At 61.6% G+C, this 20921-nt stretch carries 21 protein-coding genes; 12 read left to right on the top strand and 9 right to left on the bottom strand.

Going from position 1 to position 20921, the window contains the following annotated elements; genetic code table 11:
- Positions 1–15: 15 nt before the first annotated feature.
- Positions 16–483, bottom strand: a complete 468-nt coding sequence (locus ACQY47_RS28640) for a GNAT family N-acetyltransferase (RefSeq protein ID WP_017138438.1) — start codon at positions 481–483, stop codon at positions 16–18.
- Between the two features lie 248 nt (positions 484–731).
- Between ACQY47_RS28640 and ACQY47_RS28635 the strand changes: the two genes are divergently transcribed.
- Complete coding sequence (locus ACQY47_RS28635; RefSeq protein WP_005788524.1) at positions 732–1982, top strand: ribonucleotide-diphosphate reductase subunit beta; 1251 nt, start codon at positions 732–734, stop codon at positions 1980–1982.
- Positions 1983–2112: 130 nt separating this feature from the next.
- Positions 2113–2601 (top strand): DUF1289 domain-containing protein, encoded by a 489-nt coding sequence (locus ACQY47_RS28630; protein ID WP_176992285.1) that lies wholly within the window; start codon positions 2113–2115, stop codon positions 2599–2601.
- 8 nt (positions 2602–2609) lie between these two features.
- On the opposite strand, the gene ACQY47_RS28625 is transcribed toward ACQY47_RS28630, so the two are convergent.
- Positions 2610–3218 (bottom strand): LysE family translocator, encoded by a 609-nt coding sequence (locus tag ACQY47_RS28625; protein WP_428554012.1) that lies wholly within the window; start codon positions 3216–3218, stop codon positions 2610–2612.
- Positions 3219–3330: 112 nt separating this feature from the next.
- Between ACQY47_RS28625 and ACQY47_RS28620 the strand changes: the two genes are divergently transcribed.
- Positions 3331–4194: a LysR family transcriptional regulator gene (locus tag ACQY47_RS28620; RefSeq protein WP_428554009.1), complete on the top strand. Its 864-nt coding sequence runs from the start codon at positions 3331–3333 to the stop codon at positions 4192–4194.
- A 7-nt stretch (positions 4195–4201) separates the two neighbouring features.
- On the opposite strand, the gene mdeB is transcribed toward ACQY47_RS28620, so the two are convergent.
- Complete coding sequence (gene mdeB / locus ACQY47_RS28615; protein WP_428554006.1) at positions 4202–6880, bottom strand: alpha-ketoglutarate dehydrogenase; 2679 nt, start codon at positions 6878–6880, stop codon at positions 4202–4204.
- Between the two features lie 191 nt (positions 6881–7071).
- Here mdeB and ACQY47_RS28610 point away from each other — a divergent pair, with 191 nt between their 5' ends.
- The 3 genes from ACQY47_RS28610 to ACQY47_RS28600 all read left to right on the top strand — a co-directional run bounded on the left by ACQY47_RS28610 (position 7072) and on the right by ACQY47_RS28600 (position 9830).
- Positions 7072–7986 (top strand): class I SAM-dependent methyltransferase, encoded by a 915-nt coding sequence (locus ACQY47_RS28610; RefSeq protein WP_428554003.1) that lies wholly within the window; start codon positions 7072–7074, stop codon positions 7984–7986.
- Positions 7987–8135: 149 nt separating this feature from the next.
- Positions 8136–8852, top strand: coding sequence for a phosphatidylcholine synthase (gene pcsA, locus ACQY47_RS28605; RefSeq protein ID WP_200434200.1), 717 nt, complete (start codon positions 8136–8138; stop codon positions 8850–8852).
- A 198-nt stretch (positions 8853–9050) separates the two neighbouring features.
- Entirely contained in the window at positions 9051–9830 is a 780-nt protein-coding gene (locus tag ACQY47_RS28600) for a TSUP family transporter (protein WP_017139107.1), read from the top strand.
- Here the strand turns inward: ACQY47_RS28600 and nudC are convergent.
- Both nudC and ACQY47_RS28590 read right to left on the bottom strand, forming a co-directional pair.
- The gene (gene nudC / locus ACQY47_RS28595) at positions 9798–10631 is read right to left on the bottom strand and encodes an NAD(+) diphosphatase (protein ID WP_017139108.1); all 834 of its coding nucleotides are present in this window, start codon (positions 10629–10631) and stop codon (positions 9798–9800) included. The genes ACQY47_RS28600 and nudC overlap by 33 nt on opposite strands.
- Before the next feature lie 5 nt (positions 10632–10636).
- Positions 10637–11449 (bottom strand): crotonase/enoyl-CoA hydratase family protein, encoded by an 813-nt coding sequence (locus tag ACQY47_RS28590; protein ID WP_428553998.1) that lies wholly within the window; start codon positions 11447–11449, stop codon positions 10637–10639.
- Between the two features lie 192 nt (positions 11450–11641).
- Here ACQY47_RS28590 and ACQY47_RS28585 point away from each other — a divergent pair, with 192 nt between their 5' ends.
- Together ACQY47_RS28585 and ACQY47_RS28580 are read left to right on the top strand one after the other, a co-directional pair.
- Positions 11642–12931 carry a chloride channel protein gene (locus tag ACQY47_RS28585; RefSeq protein ID WP_138453595.1) on the top strand — a complete coding sequence of 430 codons (1290 nt, stop codon included), beginning with the start codon at positions 11642–11644 and terminating at the stop codon, positions 12929–12931.
- 41 nt (positions 12932–12972) lie between these two features.
- Complete coding sequence (locus ACQY47_RS28580) at positions 12973–13527, top strand: UPF0149 family protein (protein WP_428553995.1); 555 nt, start codon at positions 12973–12975, stop codon at positions 13525–13527.
- A 6-nt stretch (positions 13528–13533) separates the two neighbouring features.
- Here ACQY47_RS28580 and ACQY47_RS28575 read toward each other — a convergent pair whose 3' ends face one another.
- Complete coding sequence (locus tag ACQY47_RS28575) at positions 13534–14163, bottom strand: lytic polysaccharide monooxygenase auxiliary activity family 9 protein (protein ID WP_138450233.1); 630 nt, start codon at positions 14161–14163, stop codon at positions 13534–13536.
- Between the two features lie 341 nt (positions 14164–14504).
- Here ACQY47_RS28575 and ACQY47_RS28570 point away from each other — a divergent pair, with 341 nt between their 5' ends.
- On the top strand, positions 14505–15761 hold the full coding sequence (locus tag ACQY47_RS28570; protein WP_017139113.1) for a 3-phosphoshikimate 1-carboxyvinyltransferase: 1257 nt from the start codon (positions 14505–14507) through the stop codon (positions 15759–15761).
- A gap of 31 nt (positions 15762–15792) precedes the next feature.
- Entirely contained in the window at positions 15793–16182 is a 390-nt protein-coding gene (locus ACQY47_RS28565) for a hypothetical protein (protein ID WP_099548288.1), read from the top strand.
- Here the strand turns inward: ACQY47_RS28565 and ACQY47_RS28560 are convergent, their stop codons facing one another.
- A complete protein-coding gene (locus tag ACQY47_RS28560) occupies positions 16183–16782 on the bottom strand; it encodes an NAD(P)H-dependent oxidoreductase (protein ID WP_186618103.1) in 600 nt (199 codons plus the stop codon).
- Positions 16783–16865: 83 nt separating this feature from the next.
- Here ACQY47_RS28560 and ACQY47_RS28555 point away from each other — a divergent pair, with 83 nt between their 5' ends.
- Positions 16866–17471 (top strand): TetR/AcrR family transcriptional regulator, encoded by a 606-nt coding sequence (locus tag ACQY47_RS28555; RefSeq protein ID WP_428553989.1) that lies wholly within the window; start codon positions 16866–16868, stop codon positions 17469–17471.
- 500 nt (positions 17472–17971) lie between these two features.
- Here the strand turns inward: ACQY47_RS28555 and ACQY47_RS28550 are convergent, their stop codons facing one another.
- Positions 17972–18643: a GNAT family N-acetyltransferase gene (locus ACQY47_RS28550; protein ID WP_099548283.1), complete on the bottom strand. Its 672-nt coding sequence runs from the start codon at positions 18641–18643 to the stop codon at positions 17972–17974.
- Positions 18644–18663: 20 nt separating this feature from the next.
- Entirely contained in the window at positions 18664–19569 is a 906-nt protein-coding gene (locus ACQY47_RS28545) for a LysR family transcriptional regulator (RefSeq protein ID WP_176992290.1), read from the bottom strand.
- Between the two features lie 113 nt (positions 19570–19682).
- Between ACQY47_RS28545 and ACQY47_RS28540 the strand changes: the two genes are divergently transcribed.
- The gene (locus tag ACQY47_RS28540) at positions 19683–20897 is read left to right on the top strand and encodes an MFS transporter (protein ID WP_428553984.1); all 1215 of its coding nucleotides are present in this window, start codon (positions 19683–19685) and stop codon (positions 20895–20897) included.
- Positions 20898–20921 lie beyond the last annotated feature (24 nt).

Below are 20921 nucleotides of genomic sequence, written 5' to 3'. Positions count from 1 at the left end.
TTTATCATGCCCCCGCTACAGCGCGAGCTCCATCTTGATAATCTCGATGGACACCGGGCTGTTGCCCCGACTGAAGGTGCCCTCGCCGACCTTGCGAAACCCGAAGGCGGCATAGAAGTTTTCGGCGTTGAGGGTCGCTTCCAGGCAGGCCTTGGCATGGCCGGCGTTCTTGATGCGCTGCAAGGCCTCATTGAGCAGGCGCGCACCAATGCCCTGCCCCGCGGCATCGCCGCGCACAAACAGTTTGCTGATTTCATGGCCGTCGATTTCGATAAAACCCTGCAGCCTGTCGGTGTGTGCCAGCCACAGGTTGCCGGCAGCAATGGCCTCGCGGTAGGTGGCGGGTGAGCGGCCGTTGAGCCACATGGCGATCTGCTCGGGGCCGTAGTCGCCCGTGCAGAGGTTTTCGACGGAATGCTTATGCACCTCGAAGATGCTTTGCGCGTCGTCCAGCAGGGCGGATCGGATCAGTACGTTTTTCATTCCCTTGAAATTCCACCGGCAGCCAATGAACCCAGGTTTTATAGCTCAACCGGCGATATGCCGCGACCCAAGACCGCACATCTTGTGCGTTGACCTGTTTTGTTACACACCATATAGTGTGCCCACAAACACAAATCACCACTACATAGTGTGCAGTATCGGTATTTACCGACCACACTCTGCACAGTATTTCAATGCCTTGAAGCCTGCAAAAACCTATTTTTCGAGTACCAGGAAGGAGAATTTCAATGTTGAGTTGGGATGAAGTCGACAACGAAGACACCGGTGCAGCGGTGATCAAAGGCGCCAACGCCGGCCACGCCAGCGAAGCCAACATGGACCGCCTTGACGGTGCCGGCGCCGCTGCTGCTCTGGAAGCGCGCAACGTGACCGCCAACGACTCGGCCGCGATCATCCGCGCCAAGGCCGCCCTGGACAAACTCGACGTCGCCGAAGGCCTCGCCGAACTCGAAGGCTCCGCCGCCCGCGTCGCCGTTGACGAAAAGCGCATGATCAACTGCCGCGCCGACCTCAACCAACTCGTGCCGTTCAAGTACGACTGGGCCTGGCAAAAGTACCTCGACGGCTGCGCCAACCACTGGATGCCGCAAGAGGTCAACATGACCGCCGACATCGCCCTGTGGAAAAACCCCGAAGGCCTCACCGACGACGAACGCCGCATCGTCATGCGCAACCTGGGCTTCTTCTCCACCGCCGACTCCCTGGTTGCCAACAACCTGGTCCTGGCCGTGTACCGCCTGATCACCAACCCGGAGTGCCGCCAGTACATCCTGCGCCAGGCCTTCGAAGAAGCGATCCACACCCACGCCTACCAGTACTGCATCGAATCGCTGGCCATGGATGAAGGCGAGATCTTCAACATGTACCACGAGATCCCATCGGTCGCCAAAAAAGCCGCCTGGGGCCTGAAATACACCCGTTCGATCTCCGATCCGAAATTCGAAACCGGCACCGTCGAAACCGACAAAGAACTGCTGCGCAACCTGGTCGCCTACTACTGCGTCCTGGAAGGCATCTTCTTCTACTGCGGCTTCACCCAGATCCTGTCCATGGGCCGCCGCAACAAAATGACCGGCGTGGCAGAACAGTTCCAGTACATCCTGCGTGACGAGTCGATGCACCTGAACTTCGGTATCGATGTGATCAACCAGATCAAAATCGAAAACCCGCATTTGTGGGATGCCGAGATGAAAGAAGAAGCGACCCAGATGATTCTGCAGGGGACGCAACTGGAGATTGAATATGCGCGGGATACCATGCCGCGCGGCGTGTTGGGGATGAATGCGGCGATGATGGAGGATTACCTTAAGTTCATCGCGAATCGTCGTCTGTCGCAGATCGGCCTGAAAGAAGAGTACCCAGGGACGACTAACCCGTTCCCGTGGATGAGCGAGATCATGGACTTGAAGAAAGAGAAAAACTTCTTCGAAACCCGTGTGATCGAGTACCAGACTGGCGGCGCGCTGAGCTGGGATTAAAAATGTAGGAGCGGGCTTGCCCGCGATGGCGGCGGGTCAGTTAAGCACATATTGGCTGACTCTCAGCTATCGCGGGCAAGCCCGCTCCCACATGGGTTAGCGGTATTTTTTAGACTTGCGTACAAACTTTATGCCCAACCAAACCATCAAAACGCCCTGCGTCGGCCTGTGTTCCACCGTTTACGGCGACCTGGTCTGCCGGGGCTGCAAGCGTTATCACCATGAAGTCATCCAGTGGAATGGCTACAACGCCGACGAAAAGCAGGCGGTGTGGCTGCGCCTGGAACAGTTGCTGGTGCAGGTGATGGCCAGCAAGCTTGAGGTGTTTGACCCGCAGCTTTTGCGCCAGCAACTTGAAACCCGCAAAATTCGCTTTATGCCACACCAGTCGCCGTACTGCTGGGCGTACCAGCTGATTGCCCGGGGCGCGCGGGTGATTTCCAAACTGGACGCGTATGGGCTGGCGCTGCTGCCGGAGTTTCGCGAGCGTCACCTGGCGGATTTGCGTGATGCGATTGACCGCGAGTTTTTCCTGCTGTCCGAGGCGCATTACGAGCGCTATATCGCGCCGGGCTTTTTGAAAGAAGCCTTTGGGCCAGCACTGATCGCCACCTTCTAGACTTGCCGTCAGCTATGGACAGGCAGCGCTAACCCGAACAGCACAAAAAAACCACCGCAGACTTTATTGAATCGGCGTCCGGTTCGGGCTAACCAGGGCCTGACCCGATGTGCTGCGCTGGCCACCAGATATTCAACAACAAACTCCACCACGGCGTAAGTCAGCGCAATGACGGCCGTCTGCGCGATGAGGCTTCGGTGTGGGTCCAGAAAAGGTGGAATGAAGGCGGTGAACAGCAGCAGCGCCTTGGGGTTTGAAATCGCCGATACCAGCCCTTGGCGAAACAGCGACCAGCTTCGCAGGCTGGTCGTAACGGCTGCCTCAAGACTCACAGGCGCCGAGCGCCACAACCCAAACCCCAGCCAGATCAGGTACAGCCCGCCAACCACCTTCAGTGCCGTGAACCAGGTGGCAGACGCCTGGATCAGTGCCCCCAAGCCTAAAGCGCAAAACGACAACACCACGGCAAAACCGAGTACGCCGCCCGAAATCGTGAAGAGTGTTTTGCGACGCCCGTGAATGGCGCCATGGGTCAGCACTAATAACGCATTGGGCCCTGGCACTATAGCGATGCCGCAGCAGGTAACCAGGTAGAGCAACCAGGTGTCGAATGGCATGGTCAAATCCAGCAGGCAGGGGTTGAGGCGAGGATTTTGCGGGTGAACAAACCTCTTGAAAAGCGCATAATTTACGTCACAGCCATTCGATTAACGAATAGAGGTCACCTGGATGCCTGCCAGCAATTTGCAGATCGATTGGCTCAAATGCTTTGTGGCCGTGGTGGATGCCGGCTCGCTCTCTGGCGCGGCCCATGAGGTCAACCGCTCGCAGTCCGCCGTCAGCATGCAAATGAAAAAACTGGAGACAGCGCTGGGGCGGCAGTTGTTGAGCCGTGGCCCGCGTCACCTTCAACTGACGGCGGACGGTCAGTTACTGCTGGGCTACGCCCGGCGCCTGCTCGCACTGCACGCCGAGACCCAAGCGGCCTTTCACGGTGAAGAATTGACCGGACGCATTCGCCTTGGCGTTGCGGAAGACTACGCGGCGATGTATCTCACGCCGGTGCTCAAGCGTTTTTTGCCGCGCTATTCGGGTGTGGAAATAGAACTGACTTGCGAACAGTCGGTCGCACTCATCCCGCGTGTGCGCAACGGCGACCTTGATCTTGCACTCGTGTCGCGTGACGCCCCTCAAAGCGGCACTTTTCTGTTCAAGGAACCCATGGTATGGGTCGGTTCGCCCCAGTTCGAACTGTGGAGACGCGATCCGCTACCTATCGCCGTCTACGAAAGTGCAAGCCTGGCCAGACGTTATGCGGTGAACTCACTGAGCCAAAAGGGACGTGAATTCAAGGTGGTTTACAACAGCTCCAGCCTTGCCGGCCAACTAGCCGCCGTTGAAGGTGGGCTGGCGATTGCCGCAATCACCCAATGTACCGTGCAGGCATCGCTTCAGGTTCTGGGCAGCGAGCACGGCTTGGGCAGGATTGAACCCATGGAGGTTTCAATCCTGCGAAGCCGGGCCTCGCGCGAGTCTGAAGCGGTTGATAGCCTGCATGCATTCATCATCAGCTCACTGAGGCAGCAGGCTTAACAGGGGTTCAAGAGGTCCAGGAAGGCTCGCGCTCCGCCTGCACGCCATACCGCTCGATCGCCTGCTGACAAACCTCGGGTTCCAGACGGCCCTGCTCCACCAACGCCGTCAGCGCCGCCAGCACAATGTGATAGCGATTCACCTCAAAGAAATCACGCAACGCTGCCCGAGTATCGCTACGCCCAAAGCCGTCGGTGCCCAACACCGTGTAGCTGCTGTCCAGATACGAAGCAATCATCTGCGGCACCGCCCGTACATAGTCGGACACCGCAATCACCGGTACACCTTTAGGCAAACATGCATTCACATGGCTGGAGCGCTTCATATCCTGAGGATGCAACCGATTCCAGCGCTCCACCTGTCGCGCATCCCGTGCCAGCTCGCTGAAACTGGTCACGCTGAACACCTCGCTCGCCACCTGCCAATCCTCCTCCAGTAACTGCGCGGCCGCCTGGGCCTCACGTACCAGCGTGCCGGAACCCAGCAGGCGTACCTTGGGGTGCGTAGCGCCTTGCAACCGATACATGCCCTTGATAATCGCCGCCTCCACGCCTGCCGGCAGCGTCGGTTGCGGGTAGTTTTCGTTCATCAGGGTCACGTAGTAGAACTCGTCCACATCGTGCTCCAGCATCTGACGCATACCGTGGTCGAGGATCACCGCGAACTCGCCGGCAAACGCCGGGTCGTAGGCGCGGCAGTTAGGCACCGTCGCGGCTGCCAAGTGGCTGCTGCCGTCCTGATGCTGCAAGCCTTCGCCGCCCAGGGTGGTGCGCCCGGCGGTGGCGCCGAGCAGGAAACCACGGGCGCGCTGGTCGGCGGCAGCCCAGATGAGGTCGCCGACGCGCTGGAAGCCGAACATCGAGTAATAGATATAGAACGGCAACATGCGCAGCCCATGCACCGAATAACTGGTGGCGGCCGCCACCCAGGAGCTGATGGCGCTGGCCTCACTGATGCCTTCTTCGAGAATTTGCCCGTCGGTGGCCTCGCGGTAGCTGAGGATCGAGCCGATGTCTTCGGGTTCGTAACGTTGCCCAACACTGGAATAGATGCCGATCTGCTTGAACAGGTTGGCCATGCCGAAGGTACGCGCTTCATCCGCCACAATCGGCACGATGCGCGGGCCGAGAGCCTTGTCCTTGAGCAGGTTGGTGAGCATGCGCACAAACGCCATGGTGGTGGACATCTCCTTACCCTCGGCTGCCGTAGCGAAACCGGCGTAACCCGCCACCGGCGGCACGCTGACGGGTGCGGCCAGCGGGCTGCGGCTTGGCACATAACCGCCGAGTTTGTGCCGACGTTGATGCAGGTAACGCAGTTCAACGCTGTCCTCGGCGGGTTTGAAAAAACTTAAGGATTCGGTCTGCGCATCCGTGAGCGGCAACTGGAAGCGATTGCGAAAAGCGAGCAGCGCGTCGCGATCGAGCTTCTTCTGCTGGTGCGTGGTCATCTTGCCCTGCCCGGCTTCGCCCATGCCGAAGCCCTTTTTGGTCTGGGCCAGGATCACCGTGGGCTGGCCTTTTACCCGGCGCGCGGCATGGTAGGCAGCGTGGATCTTGACCATATCGTGGCCACCGCGCTTGAGGCGGTCGATTTGCTCGTCGCTCATGCCCGCCACCAGGGCCGCCAGCGACGCGCTTTGGCCGAAGAAGTGCTCGCGGTTATAGGCGCCGTCTTTGGCGGCAAAGGTCTGGAATTGCCCGTCGACGGTGTTCGACAAGGTTTCCACCAGTGAACCGTCAGTGTCCTTGGCCAGCAAGGCGTCCCAGTCCGAGCCCCACACCAGCTTGATCACGTTCCAGCCGGCACCGGCAAACAAGGCTTCGAGTTCGTCGATGATGCGCCCGTTGCCGCGCACCGGTCCGTCGAGGCGCTGCAGGTTGCAGTTAACCACCCAGGTCAGGTTGTCCAGGCCTTCGCGGGCAGCCAGGGTCAGGGCCGACATGCTTTCCGGCTCGTCCATTTCGCCATCGCCGAACACACCCCAGACGTGCCGGTCGGTGGTGTCCAGCAAGCCGCGATGTTGCAGATAGCGCATGAAGCGCGCCTGGAAAATCGAGCTGATCGGGCCGATGCCCATGGAGCCGGTGGGAAACTGCCAGAAGTCCGGCATCAGCCACGGGTGCGGGTAGCTGGAAAGGCCGCGTGCGCCGGCTTTTGGCCCGCCGATTTCCTGGCGGTAGTGCGCCAGGTCGTTTTCCGTCAGGCGCCCTTCCAGATAAGCACGGGCATATATACCCGGTGCGGAATGCGGCTGGTAGAACACCAGATCGCCACCGAAGGTGTCGCTGCGCGCCCGGAAGAAGTGATTGAAGCCGACTTCGAACAAGTCCGCCGCACTGGCATAACTGGCGATATGGCCACCGAGTTCGCCATACGCCTGGTTGGCGCGCACCACCATGGCCAAGGCGTTCCAGCGCACCAGCGAGGCGATGCGTTCTTCGGTGGCCAGGTCACCGGGAAACGCCGGTTGCTGCTCAACACTGATGCTGTTGATATAGGGCGTGCCGTGGCGCGGTTTCCAGTCGATGGGCGCAGCGCTGCCTTCGCGGGCCAGCAGGTCGAGGATCTGGCGCGCCCGTTCTGGCCCGGCATTGGCCACCAGCGAGGCCAGGGCGTCGCGCCACTCATCCAGTTCTTGCGGGTCTTGGGCTGTGTGATTGACTGCACTCGCGAAACCGTTCATGGGCACCTCCGGGCTTTTTTTCCAGTTTATGTCGGTGCCTGAGGATTTTTTGCCTGTTATCAAGCGCAGGTTCAAGCATTTTGAGCATGAATCACTGCCAATCATCTTTTTTGCAGCACGTTGTGCTCAAACACGACGAAGCACCGCAACTGTGTTTAAAATGCCGCCCGCTCAACGACTGACGCTCAACGATGAACCCAGACGCACTCGCTACCCTGCACGCCCATTTGCTCACCGCCCTGGCTAACCCGCCGAGTGAAACCCGGCGCCTGTTCCACGGCCGTGGCCGCTGCTGGCCGGGCCTGGAGCAACTGACGGTGGACTGGTTGCAGGGCGTACTGCTGGTCTCGTTGTTCAAGGAACCCGAGCCTGCGCAGCTCGAAGCCCTTAAACAACTGCTGCAAACGCAGTTCAGCGCTTACACCGTCGCCTTGCAACACCGCTACCTGCCGCAAAGCACCACTGAATGGCTCGCGGGCGAAGCCGTTGACGAGCTGACCATTACCGAAGGCGGCCTGCGCTACCTGATCGACCTGGGTAAAAAACAGAACAGCGGGCTGTTCCTCGACATGCGCTACGGCCGCAACTGGGTGCGCGAACAGGCCAAGGGCCAGCGCGTGCTCAACCTGTTCGCCTACACCTGTGGTTTCTCGGTGGCCGCCATCGAAGGCGGCGCCGACCATGTCGTAAACCTGGACATGGCCCGTGGCGCCTTGAGTCGCGGGCGCGACAACCATCGCCTCAATGGTCATGACCTGAGTAACGTCAGCTTCCTGGGCCACGACCTGTTCAAATCGTGGGCCAAGGTGACGAACAGCGGCCCTTACGATCTGGTGATCATCGACCCGCCGTCGTTCCAGAAAGGCAGCTTTCTGCTGACCAAAGACTACCAACGCGTGCTGCGCCGCCTGCCGGATTTGCTCACAGCCCACGGCACGGTGTTGGCCTGCATGAACGACCCGGCCTTCGGTGAAGACTTCCTGATTGACGGCGTAACCCGCGAAGCACCGGGCCTGCGCTTTGTGCAGCGATTGGAAAACCCGCCGGAATTTCCCGATGTCGACCCGCAAAGCGGTTTGAAGGCATTGGTGTTCCGTCAGGGTTGATGCCGAAACGTCTGACCCTTGCTACGCTAAGTGATACACCGGGGCGGTGAACCTTATTCCCTCCTTCCCGGTCGATACCTGCATTCCCTGGCCAGACTCGACGGCGTTACGTCGTCGGCTGCCCTGTTTCATCTTTTGGAGAGCCGCCCGTGATATCGACCCTGCATGTAGCCAGACTCAAAGCCTGGGGCGCCCACGGCTTTACCGCCACCGGCGTGGTGCTGGCGTTCCTGGCCACCCTGGCATTGCTGGAAAACTCACCCAAGGCCTGCCTGCTGTGGCTGGGCCTGGCGCTGGTGGTCGATGGCGTCGATGGCTCGCTGGCGCGACGGGTGAACGTCAGCACGGTACTGCCCAGCTTTGATGGCTCGGTGCTGGACCTGGTGATTGACTACCTGACCTATGTATTTATTCCGGCGCTGTTCATCTACCGCTATATCGACCTGCCGGACTTTACCCACCTGTTTACCGTGTCGGTGATCCTGGTGTCGTCGCTGTTCTGCTTCTGCAATGTGAACATGAAGAGCAAGGACAACTATTTTGTCGGCTTTCCCGCGGCCTGGAATGTGGTGGCCTTGTGCGTTTACATCATCCAGCCGGACGCCTGGGTGACCTTGGCCACAGTGATCGGCCTGGCGCTGCTGACCGTGACACCGATGAAGTTTCTGCACCCCTTCCGGGTCAAGCGCTTTATGCCGATCAACATCGCCGTGACCACCATCTGGTTGCTGTGCAGTTTCTTGATGGTGGTGGACTACCCCAATACCAACCCGTGGACGTTCGGTTTGTGGTCGGTGATGTCGGCGTATTTTCTGGGGATTTGTGTGTGGCGCACGGCGTTGGAGTGGCTGGGAACCCACAAATAGCCAGGCGGGCACGGTTTAAAGGTGGGAGCTGGCTTGCCTGCGATGGCGTCGGGTCAGTTACAGCAGTTGGGCCTGCCCTGCCGCTATCGCAGGCAAGCCAGCTCCCACATTTGGATCGCGTAGAACAACAAGATCCAAGTAAGATACCGGTCTTTGGCGCAGCCCTTTTCTGCGCCCTGCCAATAATAAGCCCTGCCCATGCCCTTCGAACTCAGCGTTGACCTGACCACCCTCGCCATTCTTGCCTGCGTGGCCTTTATTGCCGGCTTTATCGACGCCATCGCCGGCGGCGGCGGGCTGCTCACCACGCCGGCCCTGCTTACCGCCGGCATGCCACCGCACCTGGTGCTGGGCACCAACAAGCTCAGCTCGACCTTCGGCTCCGCCACCGCCAGCTTCACCTTCTACCGGCGCAAGCTGTTCCACCCGCGCCAATGGGTACACGCCATCGTCGGCACGCTGGTCGGCGCGCTGGCTGGCGCAGTGGTCGCCCACTACCTGCCCGCCGAAACCCTGAACAAAATGCTCCCGGTGATCGTGTTCGCCTGTGGTGTGTATTTGCTGTTTGGCGGCACGCCCAAGGCGCCGCTGGACGCCGATGCACCGATCAAAAAGAAATGGCAATCGACCCAAGGCTTCGGCCTGGGCTTCTACGACGGCGTGGCCGGCCCCGGCACGGGTGCGTTCTGGACGGTGAGCACGATGCTGCTGCACCCTATCGACCTGGTCAAAGCCAGCGGCGTGGCGCGCAGCATGAACTTCGTCAGCAACGCAGCGGCGCTGTCGGTGTTTATCTTCAATGGCTCGGTGGACTGGATCGTCGGCCTGGCGATGGGCTTCTCGGTAATGTGTGGCGCGTTCTTTGGCGCACGCAGCGCAATCAGCGGCGGCGCCAAATTCATTCGCCCGGTGTTTATCACCGTGGTCCTCGGCCTGACGGTGCGCCTAGCCTGGCAACACTGGTTCAGCGTGGCCTAAACGGCGCGCCAGGTAGAGGTCGATCAGGTAACGCGCAATCGAGCGTGACGCCGGCAACGGCGGCAAGTCGTGGATATTGAACCACTGCGCGTCTTCGATCTCATCGGCCTGGGGCACGATGTCACCCCCGGCGTATTCGGCATGGAAGCCCAGCATCATCGAGTGCGGGAACGGCCAGCACTGGCTGCCCATGTACTGGATGTTCTTGACCTCCACCTGCACTTCTTCGCGCACTTCACGAATCAGGCAGTCTTCGGCCGACTCCCCCGGCTCGGCGAACCCCGCCAGCGTGCTGTACACACCCGTGACAAAACGCGGCGACCGCGCCAGCAGAATCTCGTCGCCACGGGTCACCAGCACAATCATGCTCGGCGAAATGCGTGGGTAGCTGCGCAGGTCGCAGGCCTGGCAATACATCGCACGTTCGCGCGGCACCTGCACCATGGCCTGGCCGCAACTGCCACAGAACCGATGCTCCCGCGCCCAGGTGCCGATCTGCGCGGCGTAGCCCAGCACTTTGTACAGGGTGTGGTCGCCCTGCAACATAAAGCCGCGCAAACCCTGCCAACTGCAACCTGGCACCTCGGCCGCCGCGTTCAGCTCCAGCAAGTAAACAGGCTCGCCGTCAAGGTGGCCGATGCCGTGTTCGGCGAACACCGACAGATCCTGGCGCTTGAGCCATTCACGCGGGAACAGCGGCCCGTTGGTGTCATGCAAAAAGCCCTCGCGGCTGCGGGCGACGGCCCAGCCGCCAGGGGCGTCGTTGTCCAGCAGCGTTGTGGTAATCCAGCCTGGGGTCATGTCAGTCAATCCACGAATTCGGGTTTCTGCTTACTCATATGGGCCGCGATGGCCACGCGCAGGTCGTTGGATTGCAACATAGCCGAGTTCCAGGTGGCAACGTATTCCAGACCATCATTGACCGTATGGTCACGCATATAGCTGATCATGGCTTTGGTGCCGGCCACGGCAATCGGTGATTTGCTCGCGATTTCATGGGCGATTTCCATTACACCGGCCAACAGGCTGTCCTGATCGGGATACACACGATTGACCAGGCCAATGCTGCGCGCTTCTTCTGCGCCGAACGCGCGACCGGTGTAGGCCAGTTCACGCAACATGCCGTCGCCAATGATGCGTGGCAGCCGTTGTAGGGTGCCGACGTCGGCAGCCATGCCGATATCAATTTCCTTGATCGAGAACTGCGCGCCTTCGGCGGCGTAGCGCATGTCACAGGCGCTGATCAGGTCAATGGCGCCACCAATGCAGTAACCCTGGATCGCCGCCAGCACCGGCTTGCGGCAGGTGTCGACGGCATTGAACGAGGCTTGCAGCTCGAGGATCTTGCGGCGCAGCAAGCGTGCATTGCGGCCCACGTCCTTGCCGAAGCTATTGGCCACCGAGGCCATCATCATCAAGTCGATACCGGAGGAGAAATGCTTGCCGGCGCCGCTGAGCACCACGGCGCGCACGGCGTCGGTGTCTTCGACCCATTGGAAGATGTCGATGATCTCGGTCCAGAACGCCGCGTTCATCGCGTTGATCTTTTCCGGGCGGTTGATCTGCACATGGGCAACATTGCCGGTGAGTTCGACGATGAAAGCTTGGTATTCGGACATGGCAGTGATCCCTGACTGGCGAGTAATAAGGCTCGAACTATAACAAGGGAGCATGACGGCGCATCGGCCAAAAACGGGACTGGCAAAAGTAATGAAATGTTGTGGGCGCGGGGTTTGTGGCCTGCCGATACATTTCACCCAGGCACCGCACTTTATCGGCTATACACTCAGGGCCACTGCCTGGAGCCCGCTATGCCGTCCACCTTTCGTTCATCATTGATTCTGGCCCTGGTGGTCGTGCTGACCGGCATTGGCGCCGGGCTGGGCGGGATGCTGCTGGCGTTACTGCTGCATGGCATCCAGCACCTTGCCTACGGTTACAGCCTCGACAGCCTGGTCAGCCACGAAACCTTTTTGTGGGGCGTCACCGCTGCCGCACCGGAGCGCCGTCTGCTGGTGCTGGTGGTGTGCGGCCTGGTCGCAGGGTTGGGCTGGTGGACGATTTATCGCTATGGTCGCCCGCTGGTGAGCATCAAACAGGCCGTGTCTGAAAAGATGCCGATCATGCCGCCCAAGACCACCCTCGCCCACGCCGTGCTGCAGATCATCACCGTGGCGCTTGGCTCGCCATTGGGCCGTGAAGTGGCGCCGCGTGAAGTCGGCGCGCTGGCCGCGACCTGGCTGTCACAACGCGCGCGCCTGGAACCGCACATGCACCGTTTGATCGTGGCCTGCGGTGCCGGTGCCGGGTTGGCGGCGGTGTATAACGTGCCCTTGGGCGGCGCTGTCTTTGTGCTGGAAGTGCTGGTGGGCGCCTTCAGCTGGCCGGCGGCGGTGATTGCGCTGGCGACCTCGGCGATTGGCGCTTCGGTGGCGTGGATCGGGCTGGGTGCGGAATCGCAATATGCAGTGCCGCACTTTGTGCTCAGCCCGGCGCTGATCGCCTGGGCGGTAGTGTGCGGACCGGTGTTTGGCGTGGCCGCTTATGGGTTCAGCCGTTTTACCGGCGCCGCCAGGGCCAACGCCGCGCGCGGCTGGCGCCTGCCAGTCATGTCGCTGATCAACTTCACGATTATCGGCGGGCTGGCGATGCTGCTGCCGCAGATCCTCGGCAATGGCAAAGGCCCGGCGCAACTGGGCTTCGACAATGAGCTGACGATAGGCCTGGCCGCCATCCTGCTGCTGGTCAAGGTATTGATCACTGCGAGCAGCCTGCGCGCGGGCGCCGAGGGTGGCCTGCTGACGCCGGGCCTGGCCAATGGCGCGCTGCTGGCGATTCTGCTCGGCGGTGCCTGGAGCCTGGTGTGGCCCGGGGTGCCGCTCGGCGCGTTTGCGATTATCGGCGCGGCGGCGTTTTTGGCCTCCAGCATGAGCATGCCGCTGACCGCAATTGTGCTGGTGGCCGAATTTACCCGCATCGAGCATGACTTTCTGGTGCCGATCATTCTGGCGGTGGTGGGTTCGATGTGCGTGAGCAAGCTGTGTCAGCGCTGGGAAATAAGTGGAAAAAAGCCCGCCCAAGCGCCATCCTCTGCGCTTTAAGCCGCCCACTGCGCGGCGCTCGACGTTTAAAGGATATGCCAATGCTCGCCCAACCCCTCACCCCTGCCGATTTGGACTTCATCGACGAAACGCTGTTGAAATACGGCGACGATCATTCGGTGCTGAACCTGGCTGAACTCGACGGCTACTTCACCGCGCTGGTCTCCAGCCCGGCACAGGTGGACGTGGGTGAGTGGTTCCCGGCGATCTGGGGTGGGCAGAACCCGGCCTGGGAAAACGTCGAAGAAGCCCAGCGCTTCCTCGAGCTGTGCGTGCACCATATGAATACGCTGGCGGCGCAATTGGCCACCGATGCGCAAGGCTTCAAGGCGCGTTTTGATGACACCGAACACCAAGGTCAAACCGTCACGCTTGCCGAGGAATGGTGCTTTGGTTATATCCGTGGCGCCGCGATTGGCAACTGGCCAGAACTGCCTGCCGAACAGGCGGCGCTGCTGGAGAAGATTTCCTGGTGCGCCGAGCAGGATAACTTCGAACTGCCGGTTGACCTGGATGTAAACGCCCACCAGCAGCGGGTTCGAGCCATCGAACCCGCCGCGCGGGCGCTGCATGACTACTGGTTGGCCCAGCGGTAACAGCGCTTATTTGAAGTCCAGGTCAAACGCCTGGTAGAACGCGTTGCCGGTGTTGGCCACGATCCACATCAACACCACCACATGCCGGCCTTTCTTGCCCTTGGGCAGCGTGACCTGGTGTTCGACCTTGGCCTTCATTTCATCGGCGTGCTGGTAGTACGGCACCTGGGTGTAGAAGTCTTCGAAAAACGGCTTGGCCTCAAGTTGCGCACGGCTGATGCGTTGCTTGGGGTCCCAGCCATCCTTGGTGATCAGCCAGCGATAACCACGGGTGACGTGGGCGGCGGTGTACTCCCACTGCACCTTGAACACCTGGCCAGCCTCGACATTCAGCAACGGCCAAGTGAAGGGGCTATTGAGCTTTTTGCTCATCTCCTCGTCGGTGAAGTTGATGCAATCGCGGTCGTCGGTTTTGCCGCCGCTCAAGATATGCCCGTCGCCAGGCGGTGTGACGCTTTGATCATCGGTTTCATAAGGTGCCGGGAATGGCCCGGCGGCGAGCGATGGGAAGTTTTTACCGCCTTCCATCTCGTTGACTTGCCAGTTGCCGAGCAGCCCACGCTCCACCGCCACTGAACCACGGCTGGCCGGGGTCACCACGCGACCGTGACGAAGTTGGGTCTGGGGTTTGTTCATTTCATTCACTCCTTGATTGAATGTGCCCCGTCATGGGGCACGCCTTGAACTTACCTTGGCGGGCTTTATTGTCCAGTCGCCACTTCTGTCGGAAAGATCTCACGTCGCCCTCGTTTCGCTAAGTGAGCGCCGTTGTCCTGCATCAGATTTGCTGCTTGTCCTACGCCCGCAGGAGTAGTTCGACTACAGGAGCAGTCCATTCCCCGGACAAGTCGGCGACCGCCTCGAAATACGCGCCCTACCACGATCCCTGCTCGACAAGGGTGGCGTGTTTAGCTGATTATTCGGGTCCGCCCGTCGGCCACTCCCTACCGCCTTGCCTTGATCAGGAGCCTTGTACCTTGAGTTCGCAGAAAACCGTGACCGTTACACCGCCCAATTTCGCCCTGAACGGCAAGGTCGCGCCCCCCGGCTCCAAATCCATTACCAACCGCGCCCTGCTGCTGGCCGCCCTGGCCAAGGGCACCAGCCGCTTGAGCGGCGCACTGAAAAGCGATGACACCCGCCACATGTCGGTGGCCTTGCGCCAGATGGGCGTGAGCATCGATGAACCGGACGACACCACCTTCGTTGTGACCGGCTCCGGCAAGTTGCAATTGCCGTCGCAGCCGCTGTTCCTCGGCAATGCCGGCACCGCGATGCGTTTTCTGACTGCCGCCGTGGCGACCGTCGAAGGCACCGTGGTGCTCGACGGCGACGACTACATGCAAAAACGCCCGATCGGCCCGCTGCTGGCCACCCTCGGCCAGAACGGCATCCGCGTCGACAGCCCGACCGGCTGCCCGCCGGTGACCGTACACGGCGTGGGCAAGGTGCAGGCCAAGCGTTTTGAGATTGATGGCGGCTTGTCCAGCCAGTACGTGTCAGCCCTGTTGATGCTTGCCGCCTGCGGCCAGGCGCCGATTGAAGTGGCGTTGACCGGCAAGGACATCGGCGCCCGTGGCTACGTCGACCTGACGCTGGACTGCATGCGGGCGTTCGGTGCGCAGGTCGAGGTGGTCGACGACACCACCTGGCGCGTGGCCCCCACCGGCTACAGCGCCCATGACTACCTGATCGAACCCGACGCCTCCGCCGCCACTTACCTGTGGGCTGCCGAAGTGTTGACCGGCGGGCGCATCGACATCGGCGTGGCCGCGCAGCACTTCACCCAGCCGGACGCCAAGGCCCAGGCCGTGATCGCGCAGTTCCCGAACATGCAAGCCACGGTAGTCGGCTCGCAGATGCAGGACGCAATCCCGACCCTGGCCGTGCTGGCTGCGTTCAACAACACCCCGGTGCGCTTCACTGAACTGGCCAACCTGCGCGTCAAGGAATGTGACCGTGTACAGGCGCTGCACGACGGCCTCAACGAGATTCGTCCAGGCTTGGCGACCATCGAGGGCGACGACCTGTTGGTGGCCAGCGACCCGGCGCTGGCCGGCACCTCTTGCAATGCGCTGATCGACACCCACGCCGACCATCGCATCGCGATGTGTTTTGCCCTGGCCGGGCTGAAGGTGGCGGGAATACGCATTCAAGACCCGGACTGCGTGGCCAAGACCTACCCTGAATACTGGAAGGCCTTGGGCAGCCTTGGGGTAACGCTCAGCTACTGAGCCAGCACGTCGGCGTAGGGAGGGAATGCACATGTCAATTCGCCAACCCTGCCCACCCGGCGTCTGCGCTTGCGACCGCGAACAGCTGTTGCAAGCGCCCGGCGCCGACCTGCGCATTCTCAGCCTGACGCGTCAGGAAGAAAAAAAGCTGGTCGAGCGCCTGGAAAACCTCCAGAGCCTGCAAGACCTGGAACACATGCAACAGAAGATGTTCGAGCTATTGGGCATCCGCGTGCAGGTAGCGCCGGGGCACACCGAGGTCAAGAGCATGCGCGGCATTCAGATCAACATCGATGAGCAGCCCGGCCTGTGCCGCAAAACCCGCCAGGCGATTCCGGCAGCGATTCGCCGTGGCATGGAAAAGCGCCCGGAAATCGCCTACCGCCTGTTGGATGCTCACGATCTGTTTCGCGAAGGCTGACTAACCAGCCACCGTTTCGTGTGCAAACAAGCCCTGCCCTATGGCTTTCGCGGTGTGCAAGTGCGCCTGCGCAGCGCCGCTTTCCGAATCCAGCAGCAGCTTTGACGTCACCACCTGCGCCCCACAGTAATCAAAAATCCCGTAGTCGATTTGCGTGCGCATGGCCTTGGCATAACCGTGCCGATCAAACGCGCTTTCATCTGCCGCACCCAACGCCAGCAGGTGCACCTGCAAGTGCCGCAGTTTTTTCACCACCGGCGTATCGGGGCCGTAATCAATCGCCCAGCCGTTGACGAACACGCGGTCAACCCAACCTTTGAGCAGCCCCGGCAGGGACCACCAATAAATCGGAAACGCCAGCACCAATGCATCGGCGCGGTCGATGCGCGCCTGCTCGGCGAGCACATCGGCGGGCGGCTCAGCGCGAGTGCGGTGTACGAGGTGGTCAGCGGCGGTATAGCGCGGATCGAAGCCTTCGGCGGCGAGGTCGGCAACCTCATAAGTGTGGCCGCCCGCCGTGAGCCCGGCCGCCACTTGCGCGGCGAGGCTATGGGTGAGGGATTGCGGGTCGTGATGGGCTACAACGATCAGTGCGTGCATGACATTGACTCCATTTCGGGCTAGGCTGGGCGCTAGCTACTTTTAGTAGGTTACGCACCTTAAGTTACTTTTGGTATATAAGCATGTCAAGCGCTGAATCCCCTGCCCCACGCCGCCGCCTGTCCCGCGAGGATCGCCTGCGCCAATTGCTCGACATGGCCTGGCAACTGGTGCGCGAAGAAGGCACCGAAGCCCTGACCCTGGGCCGCCTGGCCGAGCTGGCGGGCGTCACCAAGCCGGTGGTCTACGACCATTTCGTCACCCGCGCCGGCCTGCTGGCCGCACTGTATGAAGACTTCGATAGCCGCCAGAACCAGGTGTTTGCCGATGCGCTGGACTCCAGCGCCGCGACCCTGCAGGAGCAAGCCTGGGTCATCGCGTCGTGCTACGTCGATTGCGTGTTGTTGCAAGGGCGGGAAATTCCGGGGGTGATTGCCGCCTTGAGCAGCTCGCCGGAACTGGAAACGCTGAAGCGCAAATACGAGGCGATCTTCCTGCAAAAGTGCCGCGACGCACTGGCGCCGTTCGCGCCCAACGGCACTGTTTCCCAGGCAGGCTTACGCGCCATGCTGGGTGCCGCCGAGGCCTTGTCCCAAGCGGCCGCCAGCGGCGAGATCAGCCGTGAGGAGGCGCAGCAGGAGCTGGTGGCGACGATTCTGGCGATGGTCAATCGCGGCACGGTGAACTGATTCATCATGTGGGAGCAGGCTTGTCGAATTATCGTACCGCTGCGATACCGAGGTGCCTGCATCGCAGGCAAGCCAGCTCCCACAGAAAAGCAGATCTTCGGTGCATGCAGATCCGCTTTTCGCTTTTGATCTAACCACTCAGGTCGGCTACTAGGCCGCCGTGCTCTGCTTTTGATCTTGATTTTGATCTGAGGCGCCCCGTTAACCACGATGGCCGAATGCAGGCTTGAATCCGTGGGTAACCCGGCAGGACGCCGGGTTAGCCGCGCTGGGCCAAGGATGGCCCATCGCGGCGGCCCACGGATTCAAGCCGGAGTGCGGGCATGCCGAGCCTAAGCGAGGCACCGAGTGGTGGGGCACAGACCTTTTGGTTACTTTTGGCTGGGCCGGCATTCCGGGCGTTTGCCAAAAGTGACCCGCCGTCAGGGCGGAACCCTAAGCCGCCGTTACCGCAGCAACGGATACACACACACCCTCTACCCAAGGAAGGTCTTTTACATTCAGGCCTGATGCTCGCTTAAAAATAGCTGCACCTTACGCGCAAGGTAATCCAAGTGCCGATCCCGCTGCTTCTCGGCATCAACCATCGCGCGCTTGCCGTGTTTTTGCAGCAAGTACGTATGAATCTGCCGCACCTCCAGCGAGCTGTAGATCGCAGCCACGTCCAGCACGCCCATCAAACCATCGGTGCCGTAATCGCGGGTGTTCATCAACACTTGGGTGCCGCGTGCGCCACGCACCTGAAAGCCCAGCGCTTGGAACGCCGGCACTTTTTCCACTGAGCAGGCCAGTTCTGCGTGGGGATAATGCGCCAGCACCTCGCCAAGCATGGCGCGGGCCACGCCCTGGCGCCGATGCCCGGCTTGCACGGCCATAAAGGCGATGCCACAGGCGTGCGGATCATCCTTGACGGGCAGGTACAGGCAAAAGCCGATCACCTGTTCGTCCCGCATCGCCACCACCAGTTCAACCGCGATGCCCTTGGCGCCAGTCAGCGCTTCAAGGTACAGGTGTACCTCATAACCGACGGCATATTGATAGATGTTGTAGAGCAGGTTGCTCGGCGGCAACGCCACACTGCTGATGTCGGTGAGGTTGTCCACCACCATCTGCAGGATCTGGCTGTTGATCGGCTCGGGGCACGCGGTGGTGTAGCGGGTAAGGCTGAACATGCAAATTCCTGGGTTTAGCGTCAAGGCAGCGGTGATTGTACCTGCTGCCCGCACACCTGGCGCAAACAGCCGCGCAACCAGCGGTGGGCCACATCGGCATCCAGGCGTGGGTGCCAGAGCATGGCCACGGTGAACGGCGGCACGACTATCGGCAGCGCGAAGCTGTACAGCCCGTCGCGCTGATGGGCGGTGTAGCGTTCGGGCACGCTGGCGATCAGGTCGGTGTCGCGGGCCAGGGCGATGGCGGTGGCAAAGCCGGCGACGATGGTGCTGATCTCCCGCGTCAGGCCCAGCGCTTGCAGGGCGTCGTCGACTTGGCCACGGTCCAGCCCACGGCGTGACACGTAGACATGCTGGCCCTGGGCAAAGCGCTCGGCGCTGACTTCACCCTGGCTCAGCGCATGGCCGCTGCGGACCACACCGATCAGTCGGTCACGGAACAGCGCCTGGGTCAGCAGTTCGGGACTGGCGCTGGCGTCGACCACGCCAATCGACAGGTCAATACTGCCCTCGCGCAGCAGCGCCGAGTCCTTGTCGCTCTTGTCGACGAAACGCAGGCGCACGCCCGGCGCTTCCTGGGCGATACGCGCGAGCAACGCCGGGCCGAGGTTTTCGACAAACTCCTCGCTCGAGCGCAGCGTGAACGTGCGTACCACCTGGCCCATGTCCAAGGTTTGCGCAGGACGCAGCACCGCCTGGGCCTCCTGCACCAAACGGCTGACGTGTTCACGCAGTTCGACCGCCCGCGGGGTCGGCACCAGCCCGCGCCCGGCGCGCACCAGCAAGGGGTCACCGGTGGTTTCACGCAGGCGTGCCAGCGCGCGGCTCATGGCCGAAGGGCTCAGGCGCAGGCGCCTGGCGGCAGCGGCGACACTGCCCTCGCTAAGCAACGTATCCAGGGTAATGAGCAAATTCAGGTCGGGCATACGTGTTCCTTATCAGGCGTTTGATGCAGGTATTGGCTGCAACCCATGCGTCTTCCGCCATAGTAGGCCACGCCGTAGAGTTGTGTCAGTTGCCTTCACTCAAGGAATCGTCCATGCACAACTCTTCACGCGCCGCGCTCGTCAGTCTGTCGCTATCCATGTTGCTGGCCGCTTTGGGCACCAGCATCGCCAATGTCGGCCTGCCCAGCCTGGCCCAGGCATTTGATGCATCCTTTCATGCCGTGCAGTGGGTGGTGCTCGCCTACCTGCTGGCGATCACGGCGGTGATTGTCGGTGCCGGCCGCCTGGGCGATCGTTGGGGGCGCCGACGCGTATTGCTCGCTGGCTTGCTGCTGTTCGCCGTGGCGTGTGCACTGTGCGCGGCAGCACCATCGCTTAAATGGCTGATTGCCGCACGCGCCCTGCAAGGCCTGGGGGCGGCGAGCATGATGGCGATGACCCTCGGGATGGTGGGCGACACGGTCACCAAGGCGCGTACCGGGCAGGTGATGGGTTTGCTCGGAACGATGTCAGCAGTCGGCACCGCCATGGGCCCCAGTGTCGGCGGCGTGTTGCTGAGCCTGTGGGGCTGGCGCGCGTTGTTCGCGGTCGGCGTACCCTTGGGCCTGTTGGCCGCCGCCCTCGCCTTTTATTACTTACCGGCAGACCGCCAGGCCGGCGCCCGCGAATCGGCAGGTGCTTTCTGGCAGCCTTTGCAAGACCCGTCGCTGCGGGCCGGGTTGGCGATGAGCGCGCTGGTGGCGGCAGTGATCATGGCCACGTTCGTGGTCGGGCCGTTTTACCTCTCCCGTGGCCTGGGGCTCGACCCCGCCTGGATGGGCCTGGCCATGGCCGTCGGCCCCTGTGTTGCAGCGCTGACCGGTGTGCCGGCGGGCCGCCTCACCGATCGCCTGGGCAGCCATCGCATGAGCCTCGCGGGCTTGGGGGTGATGGCCCTGGGTGCCCTGTCGCTTTCGCTGACGGCGGGACTGCTCGCTTACCTCGGCGCCCTGATCCTGCTCACAACAGGCTACAGCCTGTTTCAAGCCGCCAATAACACCGCGGTGATGAGCGATGTCGCGCCGACACGCCGAGGAACCGTCTCTGGCCTGCTGAACCTGTCGCGCAACCTGGGACTGATTTTCGGTGCCTGGGCCCTGGGCGCGGTATTTGCCTGGGCCAGCCCCGATGTGGCCCACGCAGCGCCGCCCAGTGTTGCCAATGGCTTGCATGTGACCTTCGCCATGGCGTTGGTCTTGATCGTCACCGCCAGCACGTTTGCCTGGGGGCGCAACCGCGCCACGATCTGCCCGCAGAACACCCGTTGAGGCAAAAAAACAAAAAAGGCGTTG

The sequence above is a fragment of the Pseudomonas edaphica genome (genome assembly GCF_965277385.1).
Taxonomy (GTDB): Bacteria; Pseudomonadota; Gammaproteobacteria; order Pseudomonadales; family Pseudomonadaceae; genus Aquipseudomonas; species Aquipseudomonas edaphica.
Note: the sequence above shows the minus strand (reverse complement) of the source record. Positions and strands in the feature narration are given on the sequence as shown.

What these genes read in the sequence shown, in the direction of transcription:
- ACQY47_RS28640 (WP_017138438.1), bottom strand. Translation starts at nt 483, where the DNA reads ATGAAAAACGTACTGATCCGATCCGCCCTGCTGGACGACGCGCAAAGC.
- ACQY47_RS28635 (WP_005788524.1), top strand. Translation starts at nt 732, where the DNA reads ATGTTGAGTTGGGATGAAGTCGACAACGAAGACACCGGTGCAGCGGTG.
- ACQY47_RS28630 (WP_176992285.1), top strand. Translation starts at nt 2,113, where the DNA reads ATGCCCAACCAAACCATCAAAACGCCCTGCGTCGGCCTGTGTTCCACC.
- ACQY47_RS28625 (WP_428554012.1), bottom strand. Translation starts at nt 3,218, where the DNA reads ATGCCATTCGACACCTGGTTGCTCTACCTGGTTACCTGCTGCGGCATC.
- ACQY47_RS28620 (WP_428554009.1), top strand. Translation starts at nt 3,331, where the DNA reads ATGCCTGCCAGCAATTTGCAGATCGATTGGCTCAAATGCTTTGTGGCC.
- mdeB (WP_428554006.1), bottom strand. Translation starts at nt 6,880, where the DNA reads ATGAACGGTTTCGCGAGTGCAGTCAATCACACAGCCCAAGACCCGCAA.
- ACQY47_RS28610 (WP_428554003.1), top strand. Translation starts at nt 7,072, where the DNA reads ATGAACCCAGACGCACTCGCTACCCTGCACGCCCATTTGCTCACCGCC.
- ACQY47_RS28600 (WP_017139107.1), top strand. Translation starts at nt 9,051, where the DNA reads ATGCCCTTCGAACTCAGCGTTGACCTGACCACCCTCGCCATTCTTGCC.
- nudC (WP_017139108.1), bottom strand. Translation starts at nt 10,631, where the DNA reads ATGACCCCAGGCTGGATTACCACAACGCTGCTGGACAACGACGCCCCT.
- ACQY47_RS28590 (WP_428553998.1), bottom strand. Translation starts at nt 11,449, where the DNA reads ATGTCCGAATACCAAGCTTTCATCGTCGAACTCACCGGCAATGTTGCC.
- ACQY47_RS28585 (WP_138453595.1), top strand. Translation starts at nt 11,642, where the DNA reads ATGCCGTCCACCTTTCGTTCATCATTGATTCTGGCCCTGGTGGTCGTG.
- ACQY47_RS28580 (WP_428553995.1), top strand. Translation starts at nt 12,973, where the DNA reads ATGCTCGCCCAACCCCTCACCCCTGCCGATTTGGACTTCATCGACGAA.
- ACQY47_RS28575 (WP_138450233.1), bottom strand. Translation starts at nt 14,163, where the DNA reads ATGAACAAACCCCAGACCCAACTTCGTCACGGTCGCGTGGTGACCCCG.
- ACQY47_RS28565 (WP_099548288.1), top strand. Translation starts at nt 15,793, where the DNA reads ATGTCAATTCGCCAACCCTGCCCACCCGGCGTCTGCGCTTGCGACCGC.
- ACQY47_RS28560 (WP_186618103.1), bottom strand. Translation starts at nt 16,782, where the DNA reads ATGCACGCACTGATCGTTGTAGCCCATCACGACCCGCAATCCCTCACC.
- ACQY47_RS28555 (WP_428553989.1), top strand. Translation starts at nt 16,866, where the DNA reads ATGTCAAGCGCTGAATCCCCTGCCCCACGCCGCCGCCTGTCCCGCGAG.
- ACQY47_RS28550 (WP_099548283.1), bottom strand. Translation starts at nt 18,643, where the DNA reads ATGTTCAGCCTTACCCGCTACACCACCGCGTGCCCCGAGCCGATCAAC.
- ACQY47_RS28545 (WP_176992290.1), bottom strand. Translation starts at nt 19,569, where the DNA reads ATGCCCGACCTGAATTTGCTCATTACCCTGGATACGTTGCTTAGCGAG.
- ACQY47_RS28540 (WP_428553984.1), top strand. Translation starts at nt 19,683, where the DNA reads ATGCACAACTCTTCACGCGCCGCGCTCGTCAGTCTGTCGCTATCCATG.